Source organism: Arthrobacter sp. TMN-49 (assembly GCF_054511095.1).
Genome location: NZ_JBTNDH010000010.1, coordinates 55,222 through 79,447 on the forward strand (window position 1 = coordinate 55,222; position 24,226 = coordinate 79,447).

At 65.0% G+C, this 24,226-nt stretch carries 16 protein-coding genes; 5 read left to right on the top strand and 11 right to left on the bottom strand.

The genetic code is table 11. The features are described from left to right. Positions 1 to 26 precede the first annotated feature (26 nt). The 9 genes from ACX80E_RS06490 to ACX80E_RS06530 form a co-directional block, all read right to left on the bottom strand. A complete protein-coding gene (locus ACX80E_RS06490; protein ID WP_459301089.1) occupies positions 27 to 752 on the bottom strand; it encodes a 4'-phosphopantetheinyl transferase family protein in 726 nt (241 codons plus the stop codon). A 10-nt stretch (positions 753 to 762) separates the two neighbouring features. Beyond that, a complete protein-coding gene (gene entS, locus ACX80E_RS06495; RefSeq protein WP_459301090.1) occupies positions 763 to 2,121 on the bottom strand; it encodes an enterobactin transporter EntS in 1,359 nt (452 codons plus the stop codon). Further along, complete coding sequence (locus ACX80E_RS06500) at positions 2,114 to 2,947, bottom strand: siderophore-interacting protein (RefSeq protein ID WP_459301091.1); 834 nt, start codon at positions 2,945 to 2,947, stop codon at positions 2,114 to 2,116. Before ACX80E_RS06500 ends, entS begins: the two co-directional genes overlap by 8 nt. After that, positions 2,944 to 11,526, bottom strand: a complete 8,583-nt coding sequence (locus ACX80E_RS06505; RefSeq protein WP_459301092.1) for an amino acid adenylation domain-containing protein — start codon at positions 11,524 to 11,526, stop codon at positions 2,944 to 2,946. Before ACX80E_RS06505 ends, ACX80E_RS06500 begins: the two co-directional genes overlap by 4 nt. 26 nt (positions 11,527 to 11,552) lie before the next feature. After that, positions 11,553 to 11,780: an MbtH family protein gene (locus ACX80E_RS06510; protein WP_459301093.1), complete on the bottom strand. Its 228-nt coding sequence runs from the start codon at positions 11,778 to 11,780 to the stop codon at positions 11,553 to 11,555. Then, positions 11,777 to 12,679 carry an isochorismatase family protein gene (locus ACX80E_RS06515; protein WP_459301094.1) on the bottom strand — a complete coding sequence of 301 codons (903 nt, stop codon included), beginning with the start codon at positions 12,677 to 12,679 and terminating at the stop codon, positions 11,777 to 11,779. Before ACX80E_RS06515 ends, ACX80E_RS06510 begins: the two co-directional genes overlap by 4 nt. A gap of 64 nt (positions 12,680 to 12,743) precedes the next feature. Continuing rightward, positions 12,744 to 14,375, bottom strand: coding sequence for a (2,3-dihydroxybenzoyl)adenylate synthase (locus tag ACX80E_RS06520; RefSeq protein ID WP_459301095.1), 1,632 nt, complete (start codon positions 14,373 to 14,375; stop codon positions 12,744 to 12,746). Next, positions 14,372 to 15,529 (bottom strand): isochorismate synthase, encoded by a 1,158-nt coding sequence (locus ACX80E_RS06525; protein ID WP_459301096.1) that lies wholly within the window; start codon positions 15,527 to 15,529, stop codon positions 14,372 to 14,374. The genes ACX80E_RS06520 and ACX80E_RS06525 overlap by 4 nt, the downstream gene beginning before the upstream one ends. Positions 15,530 to 15,559: 30 nt before the next feature. Further along, positions 15,560 to 16,348, bottom strand: coding sequence for an SDR family oxidoreductase (locus ACX80E_RS06530; RefSeq protein WP_459301097.1), 789 nt, complete (start codon positions 16,346 to 16,348; stop codon positions 15,560 to 15,562). A gap of 572 nt (positions 16,349 to 16,920) precedes the next feature. Here ACX80E_RS06530 and ACX80E_RS06535 point away from each other — a divergent pair. Genes ACX80E_RS06535 through ACX80E_RS06550 form a run of 4 tightly spaced genes read left to right on the top strand, consistent with a single transcriptional unit; the run spans position 16,921 to position 21,209 of the window. After that, positions 16,921 to 17,886 (top strand): FecCD family ABC transporter permease, encoded by a 966-nt coding sequence (locus tag ACX80E_RS06535; RefSeq protein WP_459301098.1) that lies wholly within the window; start codon positions 16,921 to 16,923, stop codon positions 17,884 to 17,886. Then, positions 17,883 to 18,956, top strand: a complete 1,074-nt coding sequence (locus ACX80E_RS06540; protein ID WP_459301099.1) for a FecCD family ABC transporter permease — start codon at positions 17,883 to 17,885, stop codon at positions 18,954 to 18,956. Before ACX80E_RS06535 ends, ACX80E_RS06540 begins: the two co-directional genes overlap by 4 nt. Before the next feature lie 40 nt (positions 18,957 to 18,996). Then, entirely contained in the window at positions 18,997 to 19,875 is an 879-nt protein-coding gene (locus tag ACX80E_RS06545) for an ABC transporter ATP-binding protein (protein ID WP_459301100.1), read from the top strand. Continuing rightward, a complete protein-coding gene (locus ACX80E_RS06550) occupies positions 19,872 to 21,209 on the top strand; it encodes an enterochelin esterase domain-containing protein (RefSeq protein ID WP_459301101.1) in 1,338 nt (445 codons plus the stop codon). The genes ACX80E_RS06545 and ACX80E_RS06550 overlap by 4 nt, the downstream gene beginning before the upstream one ends. Positions 21,210 to 21,408: 199 nt before the next feature. Here ACX80E_RS06550 and ACX80E_RS06555 read toward each other — a convergent pair whose 3' ends face one another. Then, the gene (locus ACX80E_RS06555; protein ID WP_459301102.1) at positions 21,409 to 21,882 is read right to left on the bottom strand and encodes a hypothetical protein; all 474 of its coding nucleotides are present in this window, start codon (positions 21,880 to 21,882) and stop codon (positions 21,409 to 21,411) included. Between the two features lie 175 nt (positions 21,883 to 22,057). Next, a complete protein-coding gene (locus ACX80E_RS06560) occupies positions 22,058 to 22,774 on the bottom strand; it encodes a DUF1361 domain-containing protein (protein WP_459301103.1) in 717 nt (238 codons plus the stop codon). Positions 22,775 to 23,557: 783 nt separating this feature from the next. Here ACX80E_RS06560 and ACX80E_RS06565 point away from each other — a divergent pair. Beyond that, entirely contained in the window at positions 23,558 to 24,184 is a 627-nt protein-coding gene (locus ACX80E_RS06565; protein ID WP_459301104.1) for a hypothetical protein, read from the top strand. The last annotated feature ends 42 nt before the right edge of the window (positions 24,185 to 24,226 follow it).

The following is a 24,226-nucleotide window of genomic DNA, read 5'->3' on the forward strand; positions in this document are numbered from 1 at the left end:
GTTCAAGAACTTAGCACAGGCTAACCTTACTTCCTAATGGGGCATGTTTTTGTTGCGTAATTGGTGATTTCAGCTGCGGAGAATGACGATTCATGACAACTGAGAGGCTCCGCGCCGTTCACGCACACGGCTGCCGAGTAGTTTGGCGGGGCGTGGAGTAGTTGCACAGCCACGGGCGGGTGGCCAGGAAGCTGGGCGGTGGAGTGTGCTGCGGCACCGGCAAAACACAGCTTCGCCGGGTTCTGCCGCAGACCCACCCCCAGGGCTTTGAGCACTGCCTCCTTGCGGACCCAGAATTCTGCCCGCTGTTGGGCGCGCCGGGGCTCTGGCAGGCTGGCCACCACTGAGCGTTCCCGCTCAGACAGGGCAATGTCATCAAATCCGCTGAAATCCGTGGCCCGGTGCTCCTCCACGTCCACACCAACGCTTTCCCCCTGTGTCAGCGCCACGATGACCTGCCCGCCGGCATGGGAAACGTTGGTCCGCAACGGCCGATCCAATCCGGGTGTGGGCGCGTAGCGCAACACCGGCTTGCCACCGTGGCCTGCAGGTGACAGCAAGCTGACGCTCAACGGATCGATACCAAATTCCTGGGCCAGAAGAAGTTTCAACAGCACCCGCGCAGTGGCGGAACGGTACCCGTCCAGGGGCTGCCGCTTGGCCGACACCACTGTCCGTTCCGCCGGTGTCAGGAGTTCTGACTGCGCAGCAGACGGCTCAACAGCCGCCCGGGCCAACCAAACCCGGGTCATGGCGCGGCGGTCATGGTGTGGCCGCCGCGGAGGAGCTGGCGGACGCCGCCTGCCCGGTACCGGCGTCGAACGTCTCAGGCCCAAACGGCCCGGGCTCAGCTTGCTCGGGCGCGCTCGTCGCGATGGCCCCTGTGCGGCGCAGGGTCTTGAAACCGGCCAGACCGGCCACGCCCGCCACAGTGGCTGTTGTGCCAAAAATGAGCACAGCCATTGTGGCCGGCACGGCGCGGCCCAGCCCACCCAGGCCCAGGGCGCCCACGGAATCGCCGCCCACTTCCTGGGCCATCCACAGTGCGTTGACACGGCCCAACATGTGATCGGGTGTGTGCGCCTGCACCAGGGCATACTGCAAGATGCCGCTGAGGGAACTGAGAGCTCCGAAAATGGTCAAAAGGACCAGTGCGCTGACTAGATCGCGACTGAGCCCCAGCACCGCGAGGGAGACAAAGGAGGCAATGGAGAACAGTGCCATGGCACGCCCGGGCCGCCGGGTCTGGCCAATCCAACCGCTCAGCAAGGTGGCCACAACAGCGCCGCACGGCACCGCAGCATACAAGAGTCCCGTGCCTTGGGCCCCCACACCTAACGCCACAACACCCAGCGCCGGCAGCATGATTCTGATGCCCGAGGCCATGGTCTCCAGGGTGCCCAGCACCACAACAGCCCTCACCACCGGCTGCCGGTACACGAATGCGGCCCCTTCGGCTGCCGCGCGCACGGGGTGGCTGCGTGGCCCCGCCAGTTCCGGCTTGAGCGACGGCAACCCTGTCAGCAAGGTGATGGTCAGCAACGTTGCGGCGGCCGCCGCTGCATAATTCCAACCAACACCGGCCACAGCAATGATGACGCCGCCCAGGGCTGGCGAGGCCATGGTGCCCAGCCGAACCGTGAGCATGTTCAAGGCACCGGCCGCGGCCAGTTTATGCCGTGGTACCAGTGTTGGTGTTACGGCCATCAGCGCCGTGACACTGAGTGCACCAAAGAAGCCGTCCACCCCGCCCACCACATAGATGGCGACCACGGAGGGTTCCGGGAGCCACGCATTCACGGCCAACAAGGCAAATCCCGTGCCACCGATCATGCGTGAGTACAAGATGATCTTGCGGCGGTCGAACCTGTCGGCCAAGTCCCCGCCCACCAGCAGTCCGGCAAACGCGCAGACGCCTTCCATCGTGGCAGCAAGACCCACCTGCAAGGTGGAGCCGGTGAGCTCGAAGATTTGCATCGGGATTGCTACGGCCAGCATGCCCAGACCAAAGATGGAGATGGTGCGGGCTATGAAGATGCGCCTGAGCGCCGCGCTGGTGCGTAGGGGGCTGGTGTCGATGACCAAGCCGCGCAGGAACGTGCTTTTCCTCGGCTCAGTCATCGTCGTCTTGTTCGTGATGGTCCAGACCGGCGACGCCGGCCTTCCAATAGCCGTCGATGTCCGCATGCGCCGGCGGTATGGCCAGCACATCGCGCACATGGCGGCGGATGGGCTTGATCGCCGTGGCCTCCCCGGCCACCCAGACGAACAACTCCCCCGCAGGTCTGACAAAGCTCTGCACTGCCTCCAGCAGCACCGCCGGGCCGTGGGCGGAACGGTCAAGGTAGCTGACGAAGATGCCCGGGCGGTCCACCAGGGCGATCCTTTCAGCCATCGAGGCCAGGCTGATGAACACCTTCGCGCAGGCGCCGCTGGGCAGTTCTTCGATCCAGCGGGCCATGGCCGGCAGGGCCGTTTCATCACCGGCAATCAAGTAGTTCTCAAAATCTGTCGGATAGAGGTGAGAGCCGCGCGGGCCCAGCACCCCCAAGGCGTCACCGATTGCTGCGTGCTGGGCCCAACGCCCGGCCACGCCGTGGTCATGGAGTACGAAGTCGATGGTGAGGCGCCGCGCGGCGGCATCATAGGACCGCACGGTGTAGTCGCGGAAGAGCGGCCTCGGACGGCCCACAGGCATCACCAGCCGGTCATCGACCACTGTGGGCAGATGGATTTCGGCCGACTCAATTTCGGGAAAGACCAACTTGACATGGTCCGATACCGTCATTGGCGCAAAGGGGAACGGCTGCGCCAAGTCCTCGCCGCCGAGCACTATCCGGCGCATGGCGGGCGCCAACAAGTGGTGGTCCACCACGTGGAGCAGGCGCGGCACTAGGGGATGCATGCGCAGCGTGATTCGGGATTCGCTGGTGGTTGAGATGGTCATGCTGAAGCCTTTCGGTGAGTGTTGCCGGGGAGCTCTGCCAGCAACTTGGCCAGTTGTGGGCCCAGCACCGGCAGTGTTGCCGGTGACAGGATGTCTTCGTGGGCGCAGTCCACCGGGTGGACGTGCAAAATGTCCACCCGCTTCGCCCACGCCCGTTCCGGATCAAAACCGTCCGGGACGGTGGCGGCCGCCACGAAGAGTTCGGCCCGGCCGGGGAAATGCCCGGTGCTGGCGGCGGAGAGCAGCCTGACCGAGTCCTTGTAGTTGGCAATGATGTCCTCGGTCATGGCTTCCCGGTCGGCGCGGGACTCATCGTCGCCGCCGTCGAGTCCCAGCTGTTCACGCTCAGCCTCGGCGGCAATGTCCGCCTCGGCGCCGGCGCCCCAGTCCTGGTCTTCCGGCGGGTACGTGTCCAAGAGCCCCAAGAACTCCACGTGCTCGCCTTCGGCCGCGAGCCGTGCGGCGATGGCCTGGGCGATGGTGCCGCCCAGGGAGTAGCCCAACAACCTGTACGGCCCATGGGGCTGCAGTGAACGGATGGTGTTGTAGTGCCTGGTGTGCACCTCCACGAGCTGCGCGGCCGAGGCCAGTGGCCCCGCGGGGCGCGGTGACTGCAGGCCAATGAGTGTTTGCTCCTTGGCCAGGTAGGGGGCCAGGGACCTGTACTGCCAGGCATAGCCCGACGCCGGGTGGAGACAGAACAGTGGGTTGGTGCTGCCGCTGCGGATGGGCAGGATCTCGGCAAACGCCTCCCGCCCGTCCGAGGCGCCGTCGATCTGCCGTGCCAGCGCCGCCACGGTCCCTGTTGTCATGACAGTGCCCACCGCCACTTTGCGGCCAAGGGTGCGTCCCAGCTCGGCGGCCAGCCTCATGGCCAGCAGTGAATGGCCGCCCAGGGCAAAGAAATCGTCCTCCGCCCCCGCCACCGGCACTCCCAGCACCGTGGCGAATGCGCTGGCAATGGTCTCCTCCAGCCAGCCGTGGGGTGCCCGCCCCACGGTGGACGCCAGTGCGGGCACGGGCAGGGCGTTGCGGTCCAGTTTTCCGTTGCTGGTCAGGGGCAGTGCCGCCAACACAACAAACGACGCCGGAACCATGTGGGAGGGCAGGCTGGCGGCACATTGCTCCCGGCAGAGCGAAAGCAGCGCGTCCGGGCCGGCCCCACCGGCAGCGGCGCCTGGCACCACATAGGCGATCAGGGACCTGTTATCTGCGCCCGCCATGGCCGCGGTGCCACCCAGCGACTTCGCGGCCACCACAGCCGCGTCCACCCCCGGAACTGCTGAGAGGACGGCCTCAATCTCGCCAAGTTCAATGCGTTGGCCACGGATCTTGAGCTGGTCATCCCCGCGGCCCAGATATTCCAGGGCGCCGCTGTCCAGACGCCGCACTATGTCACCTGTGCGGTACATGCGGGTGCCGGACTCGAAGGGGTTGGCAACGTACCGGCTGGCCGTAAGAGCCGGCCGGCCCAGATAGGCTGTGGCCAACTGTGCACCGGCCAGATACAGTTCCCCTGCCACCCCCGGCGGCACCTGACGCAGCATCCCGTCCAGAACGTGCAACTGCGTGTTCCAAACCGGGGCGCCGATGGGAACAGAGGTGGAGACTTGCCCGTTTTCGGCTTCCGCGCCGGCGAAATAGCTGACGTCGATGGCCGCCTCGGTGGGCCCGTACAGGTTGTGGACGGCCACCCCAAAGCGATCCTGGGCCGCTTCGCACAGCTCACGCGAGAGCGCCTCACCACTGCAGAACACCCGGCGCAGGGCAGGCAGGGACACGGCGTGCCCTGCGGTTACTGTCGTGCCGGATTCGGCGAGGAAGGCAGCCAGCATGGAGGGCACAAAGTGCACAGTGGTGACAGCCCCACGCCGCATCAGCGCCTGGAGTTCAACCGGGTCCCTGTGGACCTCGGCGGGGGCCACCAGCTGACCGGCCCCGGCAATGAAGGGCCAGAAGAACTCCCACACCGAGACGTCAAAACTGGAGGGCGTCTTTTGCAACACCACATCGCTGGCATCCAGTGGATAGCTGGCCTGCATCCACACCAGCCGGTTCACGATGGCGCCGTGCGGCACCACCACGCCCTTGGGCAGCCCCGTGGAGCCGGACGTGTAGATGACGTAGGCCGGGTGGTGGGGCGACAACTCCGCGGCAACCTGCTGGCGCCACGCCATGTCTGCTTCACCGAACAAAGCCCCGGGCTCAGCATCGATCACAATCCGTGCGACTGTCTCGGGGAAACCGGCCGCCAGTGCAGGCGTTGTCACCACAACAGCGGGTGCGGCGTCGGCCAGCATGTAATCCAGCCGTTCCTTGGGGTAGCCGGTGTCCAAGGGCAGGTACGCCGCCCCCGCTTCGATCACTGCCAGCAGGGCGATGCTCAGTTGGGCGGATCGCGGAATGCTAACAGCCACAAGGTCACCCGTGCGCACACCTGCCTGCCGCAGCCGCGCGGCCAGTGTCAGCACCGCGCGGCGGAGGTCCGCGTGGCTGAGGGTGGTTTCCCCGTCACGCAGTGCCACTGCGCCGGGCGCCGTTGTCCCCCGGCCATCCAGCAAATCCCGAAGCGTCACCGGGGCGAGAGGTTGCCCGGTGGCGTTGCCGCTGTCAATGGCCGCTTTCTCGGCCGGCAACAAGGAGCTGGTGGCGGCCAGGCTCATCTGGTCAGGGGAGGTGATCCGTGCCAGGGCAGCCAGGAACCGGGGTAGCAAGGTGGCTCCGATGGTGCTGCCCAGCCGGTGCTCGACAACCACCTTGTAGCCGTTGCCCGGGCCGGCGGTAGTGCCCGGCAGGACCAGCACGGTGAGCGGGTAATGCGTGTAGCCACGGTTTCCCACACCTGTCAGGACCAGATCGGTGGTGCCTGCCTGCTGTGCTTCGTCGTCGCCCGGGTAGTTTTCCATGACAAACAGTGAGTCGAATAAGGTGCCCGTGCCTGCCAGCTGCTGAATCTCGGCCAGCCCCAGGCGGGCGTGTTCACGCAGTTCAACCTGGTGTTGTTGGAGCGGCGCCAACTGTAGGGCCGCGGCCAGGGCAGGGTTGAGCCGCACCCGGACCGGGACGGTGTTGGTGAACAGGCCAATGACACCGTGGCTGTGTTCGTCCTCGCGGCCGGAGACTGTGGTGCCGAAGACGACGTCGTTCTTGCCCGTCAGCTCCGAAACCATCAGGGCATGGGCCAGGGCGAAGATGGAATTGTGCGTCACACCGTGCTTTTGAGCGGTGGCGAACAGGGCGGCGCACAGCTCCGTAGCCAGTGTGGTGGCGGATTCCAGTGGCTCCCCCGCGACGGCGTGCGGCACCAGGGTGCCTTCGAGCAAGGTGGGCGTGGCGCCGTCAAGTGCCTGCGCCCAGGCTGTCCCGTCTGCGGCCACGGCGCGGCGGGCGTTGCTGGCGCTGACATACGTCTCCAGTGCGTTGGAGGTGCCGGTCCGACCAGTGATGTAGCACTCAAGCAGCGCCTTGACGATCAGCGGTGTGGACCAGCCGTCCACCAGCAGGTGGTGGGCGCTGAGCAGGAGGCGGGCCGAACCGTCGGCCCACCGCACCAGTCTGGCGGCCAGCAGCGGTCCCCGCGCAACGTCAAAGGCACGCGCCGCTTCCTTGCGCTCCAGCTCCAGCGTGGCTGCCGCGGGATCGGCGTGGTCAGCAATCACCACCTCGGCAAAGTCGAGCGGCGACCGGAACACCGGGTGCGGTATGACCTGGACGGGGGCAGAAGCTGCGCCCAGGTTGAAGGAGGCACCCAACTGCGGGTGCGCGTCCAGCAGCATTTCCAGGGCCGCACGCAGGCGCTCGCCGGAGACTGTGCCACCGAATTCCAGTGTCGTCACTGAGCTGTAGTTGCCGCCCTGGGCACCGAGCTGGTCGTGAAACAACAGCCCAAGTTGCAGCGGCCCCAGGGGCAGCACCGCCAGCGCGGGGCCATGGTCAGCCTCGATGCGGGCCAGCGCCTGGGCATCCAGGCCGGTACCGGGGACGTCGGCCGGAACCAGCTGCGCTGCCGCCTGTGCCGGATGTGTCCTGGCGAAGTCCGCCAACACGGCTGCCGCTGCTTCCATGGCCTGACTCACTGCCGCCACGTCCTCGACCGAAAGCAGCCGGTTGGCCCAGGTCCATCCCAGGGCGAGCTGTTCGCCGTCGAGGAAGGCGTTGAGTTCCAACGGGTGGGTCAGGGCCATGGCCCCGTCCTGGCTGACGGCGAAGGCGTCGGCAAAAACAGTTCCCTGCTGCACGGGGGTGAAATGACCCTCAGCCTGCTGGAAACGACCCAGATAGTTCACCAGCAGTGCCGGCGGATTCTGTGCCGCGGCAGCACGCAGTTCCGGCTGCTGAGGCGCATCCAGGTAGCGCAAAATGCCGTAGCCCATGCCGTCGGCCGGGGTGGACCGCACTGCCTGCTTGAGTACGCGCAGCACGGACAGCGGCTCACCCTGACCGGCAACCAGCCGCTGCGCATCAATGCCGGCGAAGTCCAGGAACAGTGGGTGTTCATCGGTCAACCAGCCAACAGTGCGTTCCAGATCGTCGGCGTCGCTGTGTCGCCCATGCGATTCACGGGTCAGCTGCAGGGATTCCTGGCCAAAGTGCCCGGCGACTGCCAGTGCCGCGACTGCCAGCAGGGTTTCCTCAACAGTTGCGGCGCAGGCCTCCGGCAGGGTGTGCAGGATGGCCGTGGTGGCGTGGGCACTGAGCAGGATGCGGGCCGTTCCGGCAGTATTGTGGGTGTCCTGCCCGGGGTCCAGGGTGCCCCGTCCCAGTGGATCCGTGCCGCCGCGCAGCTGCTGGAACCATTGGCCCAACTCGGTGCGGCGCGACTTCTTCTGAGCACTGAGCGCCTGGCCCCACTGCCGCAGGGAGGTCTGTTCGTCCTCCAGCAGGGGGCGCTGACCGGCCAGGAGCATGGTGACCGCCTGCTCAAGGTCGGGCAGCAGCGTGCGCCAGGAGACGCCGTCGACCACTAGGTGGTGGATGGCCAACACCAGCAGCCGGTCCCCCGGCTCGGTGCCGGCAAGCAGCACTGCCTGCACCATGACGCCGTTGTCGGGATCAAGGCGCGCGGCGGCGGCAGGGAACTCCGTGTCGGCAGTGGCCAGGGGCTGCCCGGTGAGGTCTGTGACGGCGAGTGCCACGGCTCCGGGGATCCGCTCGGGGGCGGGAATGCTGAGTTCGACGCCGGCGAGCCGAGCCAGCAGCGCAGGGTGGACGCGGAACAACTCGGCCAGCGCCTCGCGGAGCAGATCTGCCGTGAGCGCACCGGGGACCGTGACGCAGACACCCTGGGCGTAGCGGACGTTCACGCCAGCAGTTTCGGCCAGCCAGTGGTGGATGGGCAGCGCGTCAACAACACCGGTGACGGCCACCTCGGGACGCTGCTGCGCGGTCAGGGGCAGCAACGCCGTTGCCATGGCCGCGGGTGTCCGCTGGGCGAAAACGTCGCGAGGACGCAGCTGGTAGCCGGCCCGGCGGGCTGCCCCGCACACGGCCATGGCGGAAATGCTGTCGCCACCGAGCACAAAGAAATCCTCATCGGGGCCCACCACAGGCTGGCCCACCACATCGGCCACGGCCACGCACATCAAGGCTTCGCGGTCGTTGGCCGGGGGCCGGCGGCTGCCCGCTGCCATGACGGTGGGTGCGGGCAGGACGGCCCGGTCAACTTTTCCATTGACAGTCAACGGCAGCGCCGGTAGGCGCACCAGCACTGCTGGCACCATGTAGTCGGGCAGCGACGCCGCCAACAGCACACGAAGGTGCGTCTGGGGGGCGTCGTGGCTGGCCAGCTCACTGCCAGCGGCCGGCACAAAGTAGCCAATGAGCCGGTTGGTGTGGCCCAGGTCCTCGGCAATGACCACGGCCGCAACCACCTGGGGCAGGCTGCCCAGGGCGTCCTCCACCTCGCCAAGTTCAACCCTGTGTCCACGCACCTTGACTTGATCGTCGGCGCGGCTGAGGTAGTCAATCTGCCCATCACGTTGCCACCGCACCAGATCACCCGTGCGGTACATGCGCTCGCCGTTGCCAAAGGGGCAGGCCACAAAGCGCTGGGCTGTGAGCCCGGGCCGGCCAAGGTAGCCGCGGGCCAGGCCGTCACCGGCAATGTACAGCTCACCCACCACCCCGACGGGCACCTGGCGCAGCCGCTCATCCAGAATGAACACCTTCGTGTTGCCAACGGGGCCGCCCACCACGGGGTGCACGGAGTCCGCGACGGAGGCCCCCAAGGTGTCCACGGAGTATTCGGTGGGGCCGTAAAAGTTGTGGCCGTGGGTGCCGGCGTCGCTGTGGGCGCGTAGGGCTGTCCACAACGCCGGCGAGGCAGCCTCACCGCCGAACAAAATTAGGGCGGGGTGGTGCTCGCCCGGTGCCAACAGTCCGCATTCGAGCAACTGAGTGCCCAGTGACGGTGTCACATCGATGGCGTCAATGCGATCCGCCCGGACCAGATCCACAATGGCCTGCGGGTCGCGGCGTTGTTCATCATCGAGGACGTGTAGCTGGTGCCCCAGGTACAGCCAGATTAACTGCTCCCAGGAGGTGTCAAAGGAGAACGACGCACTGTGGGCTGCCCGCACCCTCCGCCCTGCGAGCGCTTGGACGGTTGCCGCAAAGACTCCCTCTTCATGGTTGGACAGCAGGTTGGACAGGCCGGCGTGGGGTGTCATGACACCCTTTGGCTTGCCGGTGGAGCCGGAGGTGTAAATAATGTAGGCCAGGTCGGCGGGCGTTACCGGGCGCAGCCGCTCGGCTTGGCGGATGGGCGCGCCCGCTTGCTCGGCGATGTCAGCCCGGGTGGCGGCGGAATCGAGGGTGACCACGTGGCCACTGAAGGGCAGCGGGGAGGGCAGCTCGGTGGTGGTGATGAGGAGGCCGGGTGCGGCGTCGTCGAGCATGTAGGCCAGCCGCTCGACGGGGTAGTCCAGGTCCAGGGGCAGGTAGGCGGCGCCCGCGGCAAGGACGGCAGCAATGCTCACCACGGTGTCCATGGAGCGCGGAAGTGCGACGGCGACCACCTGGCCGGGTCCGACGCCGTGGCGGATGAGGTGCCTGGCCAGGGCATTGGAGCGTCGGCCAAGTTCTGCGAAGCTCAGGGTCTCCGTGCCAGCCACAACGGCTGTTTCGCTGCCCTGCTGCCTCACCATCTGGTCCAGGCGTTCCATGACGGTGCCGGTCGGAGCGCTCAGGGTGGGGCCTGTGCCCCACGGGCCTTGAATGGCTGCGAGCTCACTGGCAAGTGGCAGTGTGGTTGTTGCGGGGCTTTGCTGGTCTCCGGCTGCGAGCGCTGTGATCCAGGCCAGCAGGCGTTGCCCGTGGAGTTGCAGATCCTCATCCGTGTACCGGGCCGGGGCGGCCTCCAGTTCGAGAACAATGCTGCCGCCGTTCTTGTAGACAGCGAATTCCAGGTCATCCACAGGTCCGGCTGACAGGTGCTGGGTGGAGAGTGCGGCCCCCGGGAGTTCGAACGTGTATTCGAAGATTTTTAGATTTAGTACGGGGCCGTGCAATGCTGTGTCACTGCCCACCCTGCCGGTGTCGCGCAGTATCTGCTCGGCACCATAGCGGCTGTGGCCACGCACGGCGCCCATGGCTGCCGCGGTTGTTGCGGCCATCTCCCCTAGGGAGAGATCCACCGGGAACGCCAGCCGCAGCGGCATCACGGCCACCACGGGCCCGGCCGCGCGCAGGGCAGCCGTGCCCATGCGTCCCATGAAGGGGATGCCCAGCACCACCTCGGCCGTGTTGCCCATCCGTGCCACGTAGGCGCCAATGGCTGTTGTGAGCACATCTGCCCAGCTGACCCTGTGCGTGGCGGCGATGCGGGAGAGTTTGGCAGTCAAGGCGGCGTCGAGGCGGATCTCGCTGCGCCTGGCCGGTCCTGCCGCAGCTGTCAGGGATTCTGGCACTGCCAGAGTGGTTGCCGGTGGCAGCTCGGCGCAGTACTCACGCCAGAAGGCGGCGTCCGCCTCCTGGGCCGCCGAGCCACGGTAACTGGTCTCTGCCGCCACCACGTCAGCAAAGGAGGTGAAGGGTGACTCCGGTGGGGGCGCGCCGTGCAGCAAGGCCGTGTAGTGGGCGCTAATGTGCCGGGTGATGGCGCTGAAGCTGTACCCATCCACCAGAATGTGGTGGTAGCGCTGATACCAGTACCACCGGCTCTCCCCCACCCTCAACAACAGCTGCCTGTACAGGGGGGTTGTGCCGCTGAGTGAGACTTCCGTGGCGAGGTCAGCCGCCATCAGCTGGTGGGCGGCGGCCTGGCCCTCACCGCGCAGGTCAATGACGGCCAGGGGTTCCAGGCCTGAACCTTCCTGCCACTGCATGGGCGCACCCTGCACCTCGCCGAAGCGGAAGCCAAGGGTGTCCACGGCGGAAAGCCCGCGTTGCACTGCCTCGGCCAGCGCAACGGGATCGAGCGCGCCGTCGATCTGGGCATAGCGGGCCACGTTGTAGCTGCTGCTGTACTCGCCTTCGAGATGATGGGCGTACCAGATCCCCGGTTGCGCGCCGGCCAAGGGCAGCGTGGCGGGGGCATCCAGTGGGTGCTGGGCAAGGGTGGCGGACGACGGCGTGGCCATGGGGATTCCTATCGGTAAGGAGTGGGTTAGGACGCTGATGAGCGGCTGAACTTGCGCAGGCTCAACGGTCTGAGATCGCTCCAGTGCCGTTCAATGTACTCGGTACACCCGGTGCGGGAGTCGGGGCCGTAGATGGTGTGCCAGCCCATGGGCACGGGCACGAACTCAGGCCACAGGCTTTGCTGCTGCTCCAGATTGCTCAGGACCAAAAAGATGCCCTCGTCATGGTCAAAGGGGTTGCCTGACGCGCTCATGCGTTCGCCCCGGCGGCAGAGAGTTCCAGGGCCTTGGACCACTCGTGGACCGTGGCGGCGGCGGCCAACACCTCAAAGGATGCTTCCAACCCTTCCCCGCGCAGGGTTTCCACCAGGTCCATGATTCTGATGGAATCCAAGCCGAGTTCCAGCAAGTCGTCGTGGTCCCCGATGCTGGCCGCCTCCACATACAGCAGCTCCGCAACATGTGAACGCACCTGTTCGCTGATGTTCGCCACGGCGCTCGCGGCCGGCAGCTGTGCCCAGGCGTCAGCCAGAGACTGTGTTGACGTGACAACGCCGCAACGACCGGCGACCCATGCCAACGCTTGGTGGTGGTGTTCGGCGCTAAAGTCTGCCACGGCGTCGGCCACCAGGAACGGCTGGACGTCATTCATGAAGGCGTCAGCGGCGGACACCTGGCAGCCAATATGCGCGTAGACGCCTGTGATGATGAGCTGGTCGCGTCCTGCTGCGCGCAGCGTCTCGGCAAGGTCGGAGCGTTGGAAGGCCGAGTAGCGCCACTTGGTCAGCACCGTGTCCCCCGGCTCCGGTGCCAACGCGTCGATGATGCGGGCACCGTCCTCATTGGCACCGATGCCCGGACCCCAAAAGTCGTTCAGAAGGGCCCTGTCGGCGGGCTGCTGGTGGGCGGGTTGTGCCGTGTAGTAGACGGGAATGCCTAGTTCGCGGGCCAGCTGGACCAGCGCGGCAACGTTGGCCACCAGGGAGGCTGCTGGTTCCGTGTCCGCGCCGAACGGTCGCAGGAAGTGTTTTTGCATGTCATGGACCAACAGGGCGGACCGGCTGGGGTCGGCAACCCACGGAACAGTGGGCTGGGGCAGCTGCTCGGTGGTGGGCATGGGGTAGGCAATGCTGCGGGGAAGATCGTTGTGCATGGGAATCCTTTGATTGTTGGTGCAGGCGGGGGCCGGAGTGCCCCAAGGTGGTGCTCGAGCGGGTTTAGCCGGCCGGGGCCAGTTGCTCCCTTAAAGTGCGGCGCAGTTCGGCCCGGCTGTTCTTGCCAACACCTGTGACGGGGAACGCTGTCACGATGTGAACCCGGTCCGGGATTTTGTGGGCGGCCAGGCCCCGGCCCCGGATGAAAGCGTGAACATCTGCCCGGGAGGGCGGCGGACCGTCAGCCACAATGACGGCACAGGAGATTTCGCCCAGAAGCCTGTCCGGGACTGCCACGATGGCTGCATCGAAAATGTTGGGGTGCGCCAGCAGGTGGTCTTCAACCTCTTCGGCGGAGATCTTCTCCCCGCCCCTGTTGATCTGGTCCTTGCTGCGCCCCTCCACGACGAGGTGGCCGCTGGGCAGCTGGCGGGCGATGTCACCTGTGCGGTAGTAGCCGTCAGGGGTGAACGCAGTGGTGTTGTGTTCGGGGGCCTTGTAGTAGCCGCGAATGGTGTACGGCCCGCGGGTGAGCAGGTCACCTGCTTCCCCGTCGGCCACGGCCTTTCCGTCGCCGTCGACAATCAGCACCTGATCGGCCTCGCTCATGGGGCGGCCCTGGGTGGTGGCCACTGTCTGGGCGTCGTCGCCGGCCCGGGTGTAACAGACAAGACCCTCAGCCATGCCAAACACCTGTTGCAGCCGCACCCCCATCACTCGTTGGAGGGCCACGGCGGCCTCGGGCAGGAACTTGGCGCCGCCCACGGCAATGGTGTCCAAACTACTCAGTACGGCCTTGCTGTTTTGGGCCGCACGCGTCCAGGCCAACGCCAGGGGCGGAACCAGCGGCACGTGAGTGACCTGTTCGTGCTCAATGAGGGCAAACGAAGGCTCCGGGGCGCCATGGGCCGCCAGCACCACCCGCCCACCAGCCAGCAAGGCGCCAAGGAACCCCGGTGAACTCATGGGGAAATTGTGCGCGGCCGGCAACACCAGCAAGAGCACAGTGTCCTGCGTGAACTGGCACACCTCAACGCTTTGCCGCACCGAATACAGGTAGTCGTCATGACTGCGCGGAATGAGCTTGGGCGTGCCCGTGGTTCCCCCGGACAACTGCAAGAACGCCAACTCCGAGGTGTCCACCCGCGGGGCCAGGTGAGGGCTGGTGCCACCGAGCCGGGCCAGCTGCGCCAACTCCAGCTGCGAGACTCCCGGGGCGCCGTCGACAATGACCATCAGGCCCCCGGGAATGCCCTGCGCCAACGCTGCCGCCATCTCCCGGTAGTCAAAACCGTCATGAACGGCCGGGCCAATGTAGGCCACCGGATCCGCCTGCGCGGCAATGGCTGAGAGTTCACTGATCCTGTGGGCCGGCAACAGGTACACGGGGACGGCTCCTGCCCGCATCAGCGCAAGGGCCGTGACCACAAAGGACACCCGGTTGGGCAGTTGCAACAACACCCTGTCCCCTTGGCGAATCCCCGCAGCCGCAAGCCCCGCGGCCAACTGGGCAACCCGCAGTTCCAGCTCCGCATAGCTGACACGCTCGGCGGCATCCACCAGCGCAATGGCATGGGGTCGCTGCACGGCATGGCCGGCAGCGATGGCGTCCAGGCGCTCGCCGGTCCAGTAGCCCTGCTGGCGGTAGTAGTCGGCGTGCTCTTGCGGCCACGCCACAGTTCCCGGTGTCCTCATGCCTGGCACACTCCCAAACCGGCCAGGATGGTGCGGAACTTCGCCTCAGTTTCGGCAAACTCCAACTCCGGAACACTGCCGGGAACAATCCCAGCCCCGGCGTGGACGCGTATCTCTTCATTGGACACGTCGGCGCAACGAATGCTCACGGCCCATTCGCCGTCCCCCGCTGCGTCCATCCACCCCACAGCCCCGGCATAGAAGCCCCTGTTGCTTTCCTCCAGTTCTTCGATCACCTCGCACGCCATCTGGGTTGGCCAACCGCACACAGCGGGTGTGGGGTGCAGGGCAAAGGCAAGATCCAGTGAGGTAGTTTCCGGATCCTTGAGCCGGCCGGCAATTTTGCTGGAGAGGTGCCACATGGATCCCGTGCGCACCAATTCCGGTGCGGCTGGCACCTGCAGGTTCTTACACAGCGGGGTGAGCACCTCCGCCACCATGTCAACCACAATGGCGTGTTCGCGCAGGTCCTTGGCAGATTCCAACAGCTTCCTGGCGTTGGCCATATCCACCACCGGGTCCGCACAGCGGGGAACGGACCCGGCCAGGGGGTTGCTCAGCGCCATGGTCCCGGTGCGGCGGATCAGCAGTTCCGGGCTGGCCCCCACCAGGGTCCTGCCGTGCGGCAACGGTGCGGCAAAGACGTAGGCGGACGGGTTCTGCCGAATCAGCCGGCCCAGCAGTTCATTCATGTCCAGGGGCTCCGGCAGGGTGGTGCTGCGTGAACGGGCTAAGACCACTTTTTGCAAACCATCGGCAGTGAACTTGGTCAGCGCCTTGGCCACGGCATCCGTGTAGTGGGGGTCGGGTGCATTGAGCGTCATGGCCGGGCCGGCCGCAAACCCGGCACCCGCAACGCCGGTGGCGGCAAGTCGCGGGCCGCGCAGTGTGGAGTCCATGACAACAAACTCGCCGTTTTGGCCCGGCGCGAACGGAAGGACCCCCGCAATGGCCGAGCGTTGCTGCGATGCTGCGAAGAAATCGGAAAGGACTTGGTGGCTGTTGTGGGCACCCATCCGCAGCCGGCTGCCGCCACGGCCCAGGACGCTGCCGGCGGTACCGGACATGAGGAAATCGCCTTGTCGGTACTCGGCGAGCGGGTCACGGAGCCAGTCGGCGGCCGGGATTGAATATTCTGCTTCTTGCACAGTCATGAACTGCCTTTCATTAAAAGTTGTGCCGCGTCACGCACGCAGCGTTGCGCCGCCGTCAACGTAAATGTCTTGCATGGTGATGTGCCGGGCCTGCTCCGAGAGCAGGAACACCGCCGTGTTGGCAATGTCTTCGGGTTGGGCCATCCGGCCCAGGGGGATGCCCACCCGAAACTGGGCCAGGTCGCCGTCGAGCACTGATTGTTCACCGGCGTCAGGATCATCCCCCCAAAAGTCCCGTTGCATGGCGGTGTTGGTGGAGCCCGGGCACACAGTGTTGGCACGGATGCCGTGTGGGGCCAGCTCCAGGCCAACACACCTCAGCAAGGCGGCGGCTGCTGCCTTGGACGCCGAATAGATGGGCATGGAGGCCCTGGGCACCCCTGCGGCGTTGGAGCCAATCAGCACCATGGCCCTGTTGGGTGCGGCGCTGTCGCGCAGCAGCCGTGCCGCCGCCGTGACTATCAGGAATGTGCCGTCAGCATTGACGGCCATGGTGCGCCGCCAGACATCGATGCCCGCGTTCAATGCCGATCCCGTGGCGAGCACACCCGCCGCATGGATCAACGCCCCCAACGGTTCGCGGCGTTCGGCAATGAGTGAGAACAAAAGATCCACGGATGCCGGATCGCTCACGTCCGTGGGAACGGCAATCACGTGCCGGCCAGTCAGCTCCTTGGTCAAGGCAGCAAGGCCCGCAACATCCGTATCGGCCAGCACCAGCACATCCGCCGGGCTGTTGCGCTGGTGGATTGCCTGGGCGCAGGCCCGCCCAATGCCGCTGGCTGCCCCTGTCACGAGCACTACTTTCGGGGACTCCATGGTGTTGGCCTCGCTGACGTTTTTTTGATGCCCCTGTTTGGGGAAAGTGAACAGAAGAGAGCATAGCCTTACCTAAGTTCTTTAAGTCATATTTTAATGACGTTATTTATTTTTCCGGTCCTTGACAGCCGCGGCCGGCAGGCGATAACGCGCCCGCCGGCCACCCAGCCCTGACCCTCAACCTCCAATGGCCGTGTGCGTGCCGGGTTCTAGGGGTTCTCGGACCCAAGGGGGCCCGCGCGCTGCCGAGCGCCCCTGCTGGTCCGCGCCGCACCCCGCGGTCACCGGGACGCCGATAGTCACCTTTCTGGCGCTTGATTGTGAAACATCTCACTTTTGTCAGCTGTGGCGCAGGTCCGGACCCACTTGGACGTCCCGCGCAATCTGCACCAACGGGCATCGGTTCTTAGGTTAGGCTTACCAATGCAAACCCACTGGGGCGCCGCAGGTTGGCCGTCCCCCGTCACCCATGAAACGAGAATGACCATGATGTCCCCTGCCGGATGCGGCGCTTAGAGGTGTTTCAAAGCCGACGCCCCCGCTCCTCAAGCACGGTGGCCTGGAGTGTGAGCATGTCCTTGCTGCTTCTCTTGAGCCTTGTCAGCCTGTCCACGGGCAGCCGCGCGATCGCGCTGACCGATACCTGGAATGCCATCACAGCTTTCAACCCGGCCGAGAGCACCCACCTGCTGGTCCTTGAGTTGCGGCTGCCGCGAACTATTTTGGCCATCACTGTGGGCGCTGCCTTGGCCCTGGCCGGTGCCCTGATGCAGGCATTGACCCGGAACCCGTTGGCGGAGCCCGGCATCTTGGGCATCAACGCCGGCGCGGCGGCGGCTGTTGCCGTGGGGCTGGCGTTCTTTGGTGCCACGTCCCCGGCGCAGTACATGTGGTTTGGTTTTGCCGGGGCGGCTGCGGCCTCTCTGCTGGTCTATGCGCTGGGACGGGCCCACGACGCCGGCAACAACCCCATCCGGCTGGTCCTGGCCGGGGCCGGGCTGAGCGTCATGCTGGGATCGTTCACCAGCATCGTCATCATTGCCGGCGATTCACAACGCCTGCGCAACTTTGTCAATTGGGCCAGCGGATCTCTTCAGGGCCGGGGCTACGATGTGGTGCCCTGGGTGTTGGGTGCCTGCGTGGTGGCCATCATCATGGGCCTCACCACGGCGAGGAGTCTTGATTCACTTTCACTGGGTAACGATTTAGGCAACGCCCTGGGCGTGAAAATGCGCACCACCTGGCTGCTCGGCACCGGAGCCATCCTGCTGTTGGCCGGGGCAGCAACAGCCGCCGCAGGCCCCATCGGTTTCCTCGGGTTGGCGGCGCCCCACATGGCACGCATGATGGTGGGACCCAACCACAGCAAGCTGCTGCCCTTCTCCATGGTTCTGGGCGCGCTCCTGTTGCTGATTGCAGATATTGTGGGTCGCCTCATCGCCCAACCCGGAGAATTGAGCGCCGGCGTCATGAGCGCGGTTATTGGGGCGCCGGTGTTCATTACCCTGGCCCGACGACGACAGCTGGTGCAGCTGTGAGCACGAACAAGACAGAGCTGCCCGGCACCACAGGCTGTGAGGGCACCACCCGTTCGGCACGCAGCTGGCTTCCGCCGCGGCCGTGGCGCAACCGCACGGTGGCTGCGGGTCTCGCCATCGCAGCCGTCACAGCCGTTTTGGGGCTCGTTTCAATGCAGACAGGCACCATCTCCTTTTCCTTCTCCGAGGTGATGGCTGCCGTGTTCGGGTTTTCGGAGAATCCCAAGGCCACCATGGTCATTGGGCGCATCCGGCTCCCGCGCACGGTGACCGCCATTGGTGTGGGGCTCTGTCTGGGGGCTGCCGGGGCCACCTTCCAGTCCATCTCCCGCAACGCCCTGGGCTCCCCCGACATCATTGGGTTCACCACGGGAGCGGCCACGGGCGCGGTGGCCCAGATCACAATCTTTAACGCCGGCCCCGCCGCCACCGCCTTGGCAGCCATCGCCGGTGGTTTTCTCGCCGCAGCCGTGGTGTACCTGCTCTCGGTGCGCGGCGGCGTCAGCGGCGGCTATCGTCTGGTGCTTGTTGGCATAGGTGTTGGCGCACTTCTGTCAGCGGTGAACACCGTCCTGCTCAGCAAGGGCAATGAGGACCTGGCTGCCCAGGCACAACTGTGGCTGTCGGGCTCGCTGGCCGGCCGAAGCTGGGATCACGCCATCCCGGTGATGCTGGCAGTTACCCTTTTGTTGCCGGTGCTGCTGACCCAGGGACGCAGTCTTGAACTCTTGGAAATGGGCGACGACGTGGCCCGCGCCTTGGGCGTCCGGGTGGAGGCGAGCCGGCTGACCTCCATGGCCGCCGCCGTCGGACTGACAGCAATAGCCACAGCCGCTGTGGGGCCCATAGCCTTCGTGGCATTGGCTGCCCCGCAACTCGCTGCCCGTTTGACCCGTTCCGTGCATGTCCCGCTGGGCACCGGTGCGCTGATGGGCGCCGCGCTGCTGGTGGCCTGTGATCTGCTCACCCAACGCTTGCCGCTGCAGGCCAACGTCCCTATTGGGCTGATGACGGGGCTGGTGGGCGGTTGTTACCTGCTCTGGCTGGTCACCCGGAGCAAAAACATCTAATGCCTTCAACGACCAAACCCTCTCTGATGGGAGAATCCACGTGAAAACATCCACCACCGCGCCACGGCCTGGCCCAGGGCAACCCCCCGGCGATGTGCTGTCCGGGCGGGGCTTGGACCTTGGCTACGACGGACGCCAAATCTCCACAGGACTGGACGTGGTGATCCCGCCTGGCTCCTTCACAGCCATCATTGGACCCAATGCGTGCGGAAAATCCACGCTGCTGCGGGCCTTGTCGCGACTCCTGAAGCCAACGTCCGGTGAGGTACAGCTGGAAGGCCGGGACATTCACAGTTATAGGACCCGTGATGTTGCCCGCCGGCTGGCCCTGCTCCCGCAGCATTCGTCGGCCCCGGACGGTATTACTGTTGCCGATCTGGTGGCGCGCGGACGTTTCCCCCATCAGGGTTTGTTGCGCCACTGGTCCGAGGATGACAAGGCAAAGGTTGCCGACGCCATGGCCGCCACCGGTGTCACGGATCTGGCGGAGCGCGCCGTGGGAGAACTGTCCGGCGGGCAGCGTCAACGGGTGTGGCTGGCTTTGGCCCTTGCCCAGGACACGCCGGTGCTGTTGCTTGATGAGCCGACGACGTTTCTGGACATAGCCCATCAGTTGGACGTGTTGCGGCTGTGCAGACGGCTGCACCGCACCGGTGACTACACGCTGGTGACGGTTTTGCATGACCTGGCCTTGGCGTTTCGTTTCGCCGACCACGTGATCGCCATGAAGGACGGCAAGATTGTGGCACAGGGGCCGCCCAGTGAAATCGCAACACCGGAGGTGATGCGCCTCGTGTACGGCATTGAGTCGGTGGTCATCCGGGATCCGGCCACGGGCGGGCCGTTGGTGGTGCCGCTGGAGCCAGACGATGAGGCTGAAGCACGCGGCCTGGTGCAGCAGGCGCCGGTGACGGTGTGAGCGGGGTAGCTGCCCTTGCCGGCGCCCAAGATTTCCCGGCGCCGAAGGTCCCCGTGGCCTGCCCCGCCCCCGCAGTGACAGTGCTGAGGGGGCAATTCGCCGCCCACTGGGAATCTCTGGACGCTGACGCGAAAGCGCATCTGTTGAACACTCCCGCTAGCGGAGGCATACCTCGGGTCGCCCCCTCCCCCGACGGCGATCCGTCCCACCGGGCTGTGACCTTCCTGCACCGTGATGCCAGCGCCACGGCCGTGATTCTCTCGGCGAATGCGCTTGTTGACCATCAAAACGTGGAAGCAAGCGAGTTCGAGCACGTCCACGATTCCGGCCTGTGGGCGCTGACGTTGCTCATGCCGGCAGATTGGGAATGTGGCTACCGGATCACCGTGCACCACGGTTCCGGGCCGGCGCCCTGGCGCGCAGGCCCGGACCGCCGGAGCATTCGCATGGCAGCCGACGCCGGCGGGCCGGACCCCTTGAACCCGGTGCAGGGTGCCGGCATGAACGGCGGCGCGCTTTCGGTGCTGCGACTGCCCGGGGCACCAGCCACGCCGTGGCTGGCCCCTGCCACACCCAACAGATCAGCCGAAAGCCCCATCTTGGGCGGGACACGGACGCCCCAGCACACTGGCCCGGCAGGCACCCAGGCCTCGCCGGGGCTGGCCGAACTATCCATTGTCGATTCACTGTCCGGGCGCTTGCGGACAGTGTGGTTGTACTCCCCGCCACCCGGAACCTCCGACGGCGACACCCCCCTGTTGCTGCTGCACGACGGGCAGGTGTGGGCGAAGTACCTCAATCTCAAGGCGACGCTAGATACGGCGATCAGCACCGGCGTCGTACCTGCCTTGCATGTGGCCATGATTGACTCCCTGGACTCAGACACCAGGTCCGAAGAGCTCGGCGGGCCCACAGGAACCGTGGACTTTGTGGCCAATGACCTGGTGCCGCTGCTGCGGGCGCGGCTGCCTGTCCGTGCCGATGCCAACGCCACCCTGGTGTCGGGGGCCAGTTACGGCGGTCTTGCTGCGCTGTGGCAGGTGGCCAGGCACCCCCACCTGGTGGGTGTGGCGTTGGCGCAGTCCCCGTCACTGTGGCGCTACGACCTTGGGCAGCCGTTGGAAAAGGTGCGGGATCAGGTGGTGTTGCGCCTGCAGGCGGGCATCTATGAGGCAGATATTCACCAGACGTCCCAGCAGCTCTTCGACCATTTGGCGGCACTGGGAGCAGACATTAGCCTCAGCTCGGTCACTGGCGGGCATGACTGGAGCTGGTGGAACCCGTGGCTCATCCACGGCTTGCAAGAGCTGCTGGGTCCGGGGTCGCCCCGCTAACGCTTTTGGGTGGCCAGATACGGTGGGTGTTTTCTGCCAAGGATGAACCATCCCAGGGGTCCGAGGAACGGGAACGCGAACATCACCAGGAGGAGACCGGCGCCGATCAGGCCGATGGCTAGCGACATAGAGAGCCCAGTTCGGTGGTGTCAACTACTGCCGGGATGAGGCTTGCAAGCTGATTGTTCAAAAAGGGGCCCTAGCTTTCTTTCTCGAATGCCGGTGTCGTACTCGCGCAGGTCACCGGTTGGCCCGCGGGGGCAGCGGCTGTTGCGATCTCCTTGGTGCCGTCCAGGAGGATGCGGCAGCTCGCGGTCGACCCGGGCCCCGGGGTGGCCGCTACCGAACTTTTCTTGGTGGCTGTGACCAGAGCCGTGGCGCTCCATTGAGCCTTGCCGGGCGCATCGATCAAGTTAGTTGTCGCAACAGTGCCCTTCTCCACGGTTGAAGAGTCCTCACCTCTCGAGGGGGCTTCGTCATAGGAAACGGAGCCGAGGCTATTCAGCTCACCGCCAGCCACTGTGACCTCGTAGCTCACCGACCACGCATCACTCGTTTGTTTTTCAACGAACGAGCAGCCGCTCATAGCGGTCACCGCAAGGGTGCCAGCGATCATGGTCGCCAAGATTCTCGTTCTTTGCCGTGAAAGGGGAAAGCCGTTAATAGTGTTCATAGTCATCATCTTCACAGGACCGGTACCCTAAATCGTCAGGCCCAGGTGGGAACTGCGGAGCGTTCGCGTCTGCCCCGCCAGAGGATCCAACTAGCCAGTGGATCATCACGGCCGCTCGTTGCATTTGCCCTGTTTCCGTCCTGAAAGGTGGAAGGGAAACACGTCCTTGCAGTGGTTAGCGAAGTTGGGTGTGCAGTGTTTGGGAGTACTCAACAAGGTCGAGCATTGGTACTGCAACGCACCCGTACATGATGGCGAAGAAGATCGAGTGGACGACGACGAACAAGGCACAGTCCTTGAGCTTGCCGGTCTGCAGAAAGTACGTGGCAATCTTGTGCCCCATGGACCGAGGATGACGGATGTCCCAACTGTTGAATCGAAGGTACCGCCCCAGGTAGATCCCGAAGCTAACCAACACCATGATCGCACCCGAGAATGCGATTGCCAGGGGCTGACGCAGACCACTCATCTCCTGGAAAACCATCGTCATGAAGAGGAGATTGACGATGAGTAAATTGACGAGCAGATTCAACACCCCCGACATCACCAACGTCAGCACACTGAGGATGTCATACCACAGGGGAACTTTTTCGTCTTCCGCCCGGTGGTTAAGATTCAACTCCGTGATCAAGTATGCGGAATTTGGCAGGGCAAGTAGCCATGCCAAGAAACCAACGATCAGAATAATCCACGTGACGACGGACAGCCCCGACACCACCATTGACATCATGAGCATCAAGGAGGCGGCACCAAGGATCAAAACGGGCAAGATGGACAACCAGATGTTGAGCAGCATCGGCCGGTAGATCGGTTGCTTGTAGAGCCCCGCTCGCAGGATCACTAACAGTGCGGCGTATACGTTCATGCTGACGACGAAAATACCAAGCGTCATAAATCCCAAAACAATCTCCTGCTCGTCGCGTGCTCCGCGTTGCGTGTGCTGGGGCCGCCCGGAGCCTCGTTCACGGGAGACTCCTCGACCCCGTTATCTTTTTGATAGTCCCTATAAAGAGGATCATAGGGATTGTCGGCCGACCAATCTCGGCATGGTGTCTTTCCCCTGTCTAACCAATGATCCGGGTGTTGCCACCGAGATTGGGATGGTAGCGAGGTGATTGCTGATTAGGGGCGCGGCGCCAAACATGGACGCCTGTCATGACGTGGATGTAAGACTTTGCTACCGACGGTTGGTCGGCCTTGAACAAGAACTAGTTCAAAGGCGCACTAGCCATGATCACTGATGACATCCAGATATTCCTGGGCCGCGACGTCGGCAAAACCGACCACCATGGTCGTCCCGCATTCTCTTACTCCCACAGATCTCGTCGTTGTGAGAATATCTGCTGGTGGTCAGTATTTCGAGACGGGGCGGGTCCGTGTCGTTCCGGGAACTGGTGGCGTCTCGGGTTACGAGCCAACCTGTCTCACGATCGACCGTTTTTGACTTTTCCTGCCTGAGGCAGCCAGGCCAAGGGTCCTGCGACAGGAAAGCGACGGTTGACTGGGCGTGCAGGGTGGCGCGCCGTGAAGGCGACAGCTAGAGCCACTGAATAACTTGACATTGCTGTACAGTTGGCGGTATCAGCGCTTGGGGGGCTTGTGGATACCTGGGAGGGTCCGTTTGGCAAACCGGGCAAGTAAAACAACTACTTCGGTTCCAAGACAGGTCTCAGTCATGAAAACTCCTTCTTCGCGTACGCGTAAGATCGCCATGTTCGGCGCCGCCCCGCTGGCTGTCCTGATTGCCGGCGGAATGGTCTGGCAAGGATCCCAGGCTGCCTTCACGGCATCTACCCGCAACTCCGGCAGCTCCTGGAGCACGGGTAACGTAACCCTCACCGACGATGACCTAGGTGCAGCCGCCTTCACGGTGGAGAACATCGTCCCCGGCCAGACCGGCCAGAAGTGCATCGTCGTCACGTCCCATTCCGACGTCCCCGGCGAGGTCAGGGTCTACACTCAAAACCTGACCACCTCCAAGAGCCTAGAGAACCGGATCTTCTTCGACCTTGAGCGGGGCACGGGCGGGTCCTTCAATGACTGCACCGGCTTCAAGTCTGTCGCCAATACAGTCCCGGAAATGTCCCTCGCCGCACTGTCCACGGTAAACCACGATTTCACCACCGGTGGCGCCCCCTGGCAGACGGCTGGCACGCCGGGCGAAACCCAAAGTTACCGCGGGACCTGGCGGTTCGACACCACCGGTTTAAGTCAGGACGCAATCAACGCCCTGCAGGGTGCCCGCGTCGGCATAGACCTCGTGTGGGAACTCCAGTCCGACGCCACCCCCACACTGCCGTAGCCGGGAGGCCACGGCAGATCTAAGCTGTGAACCGGGAGGAAC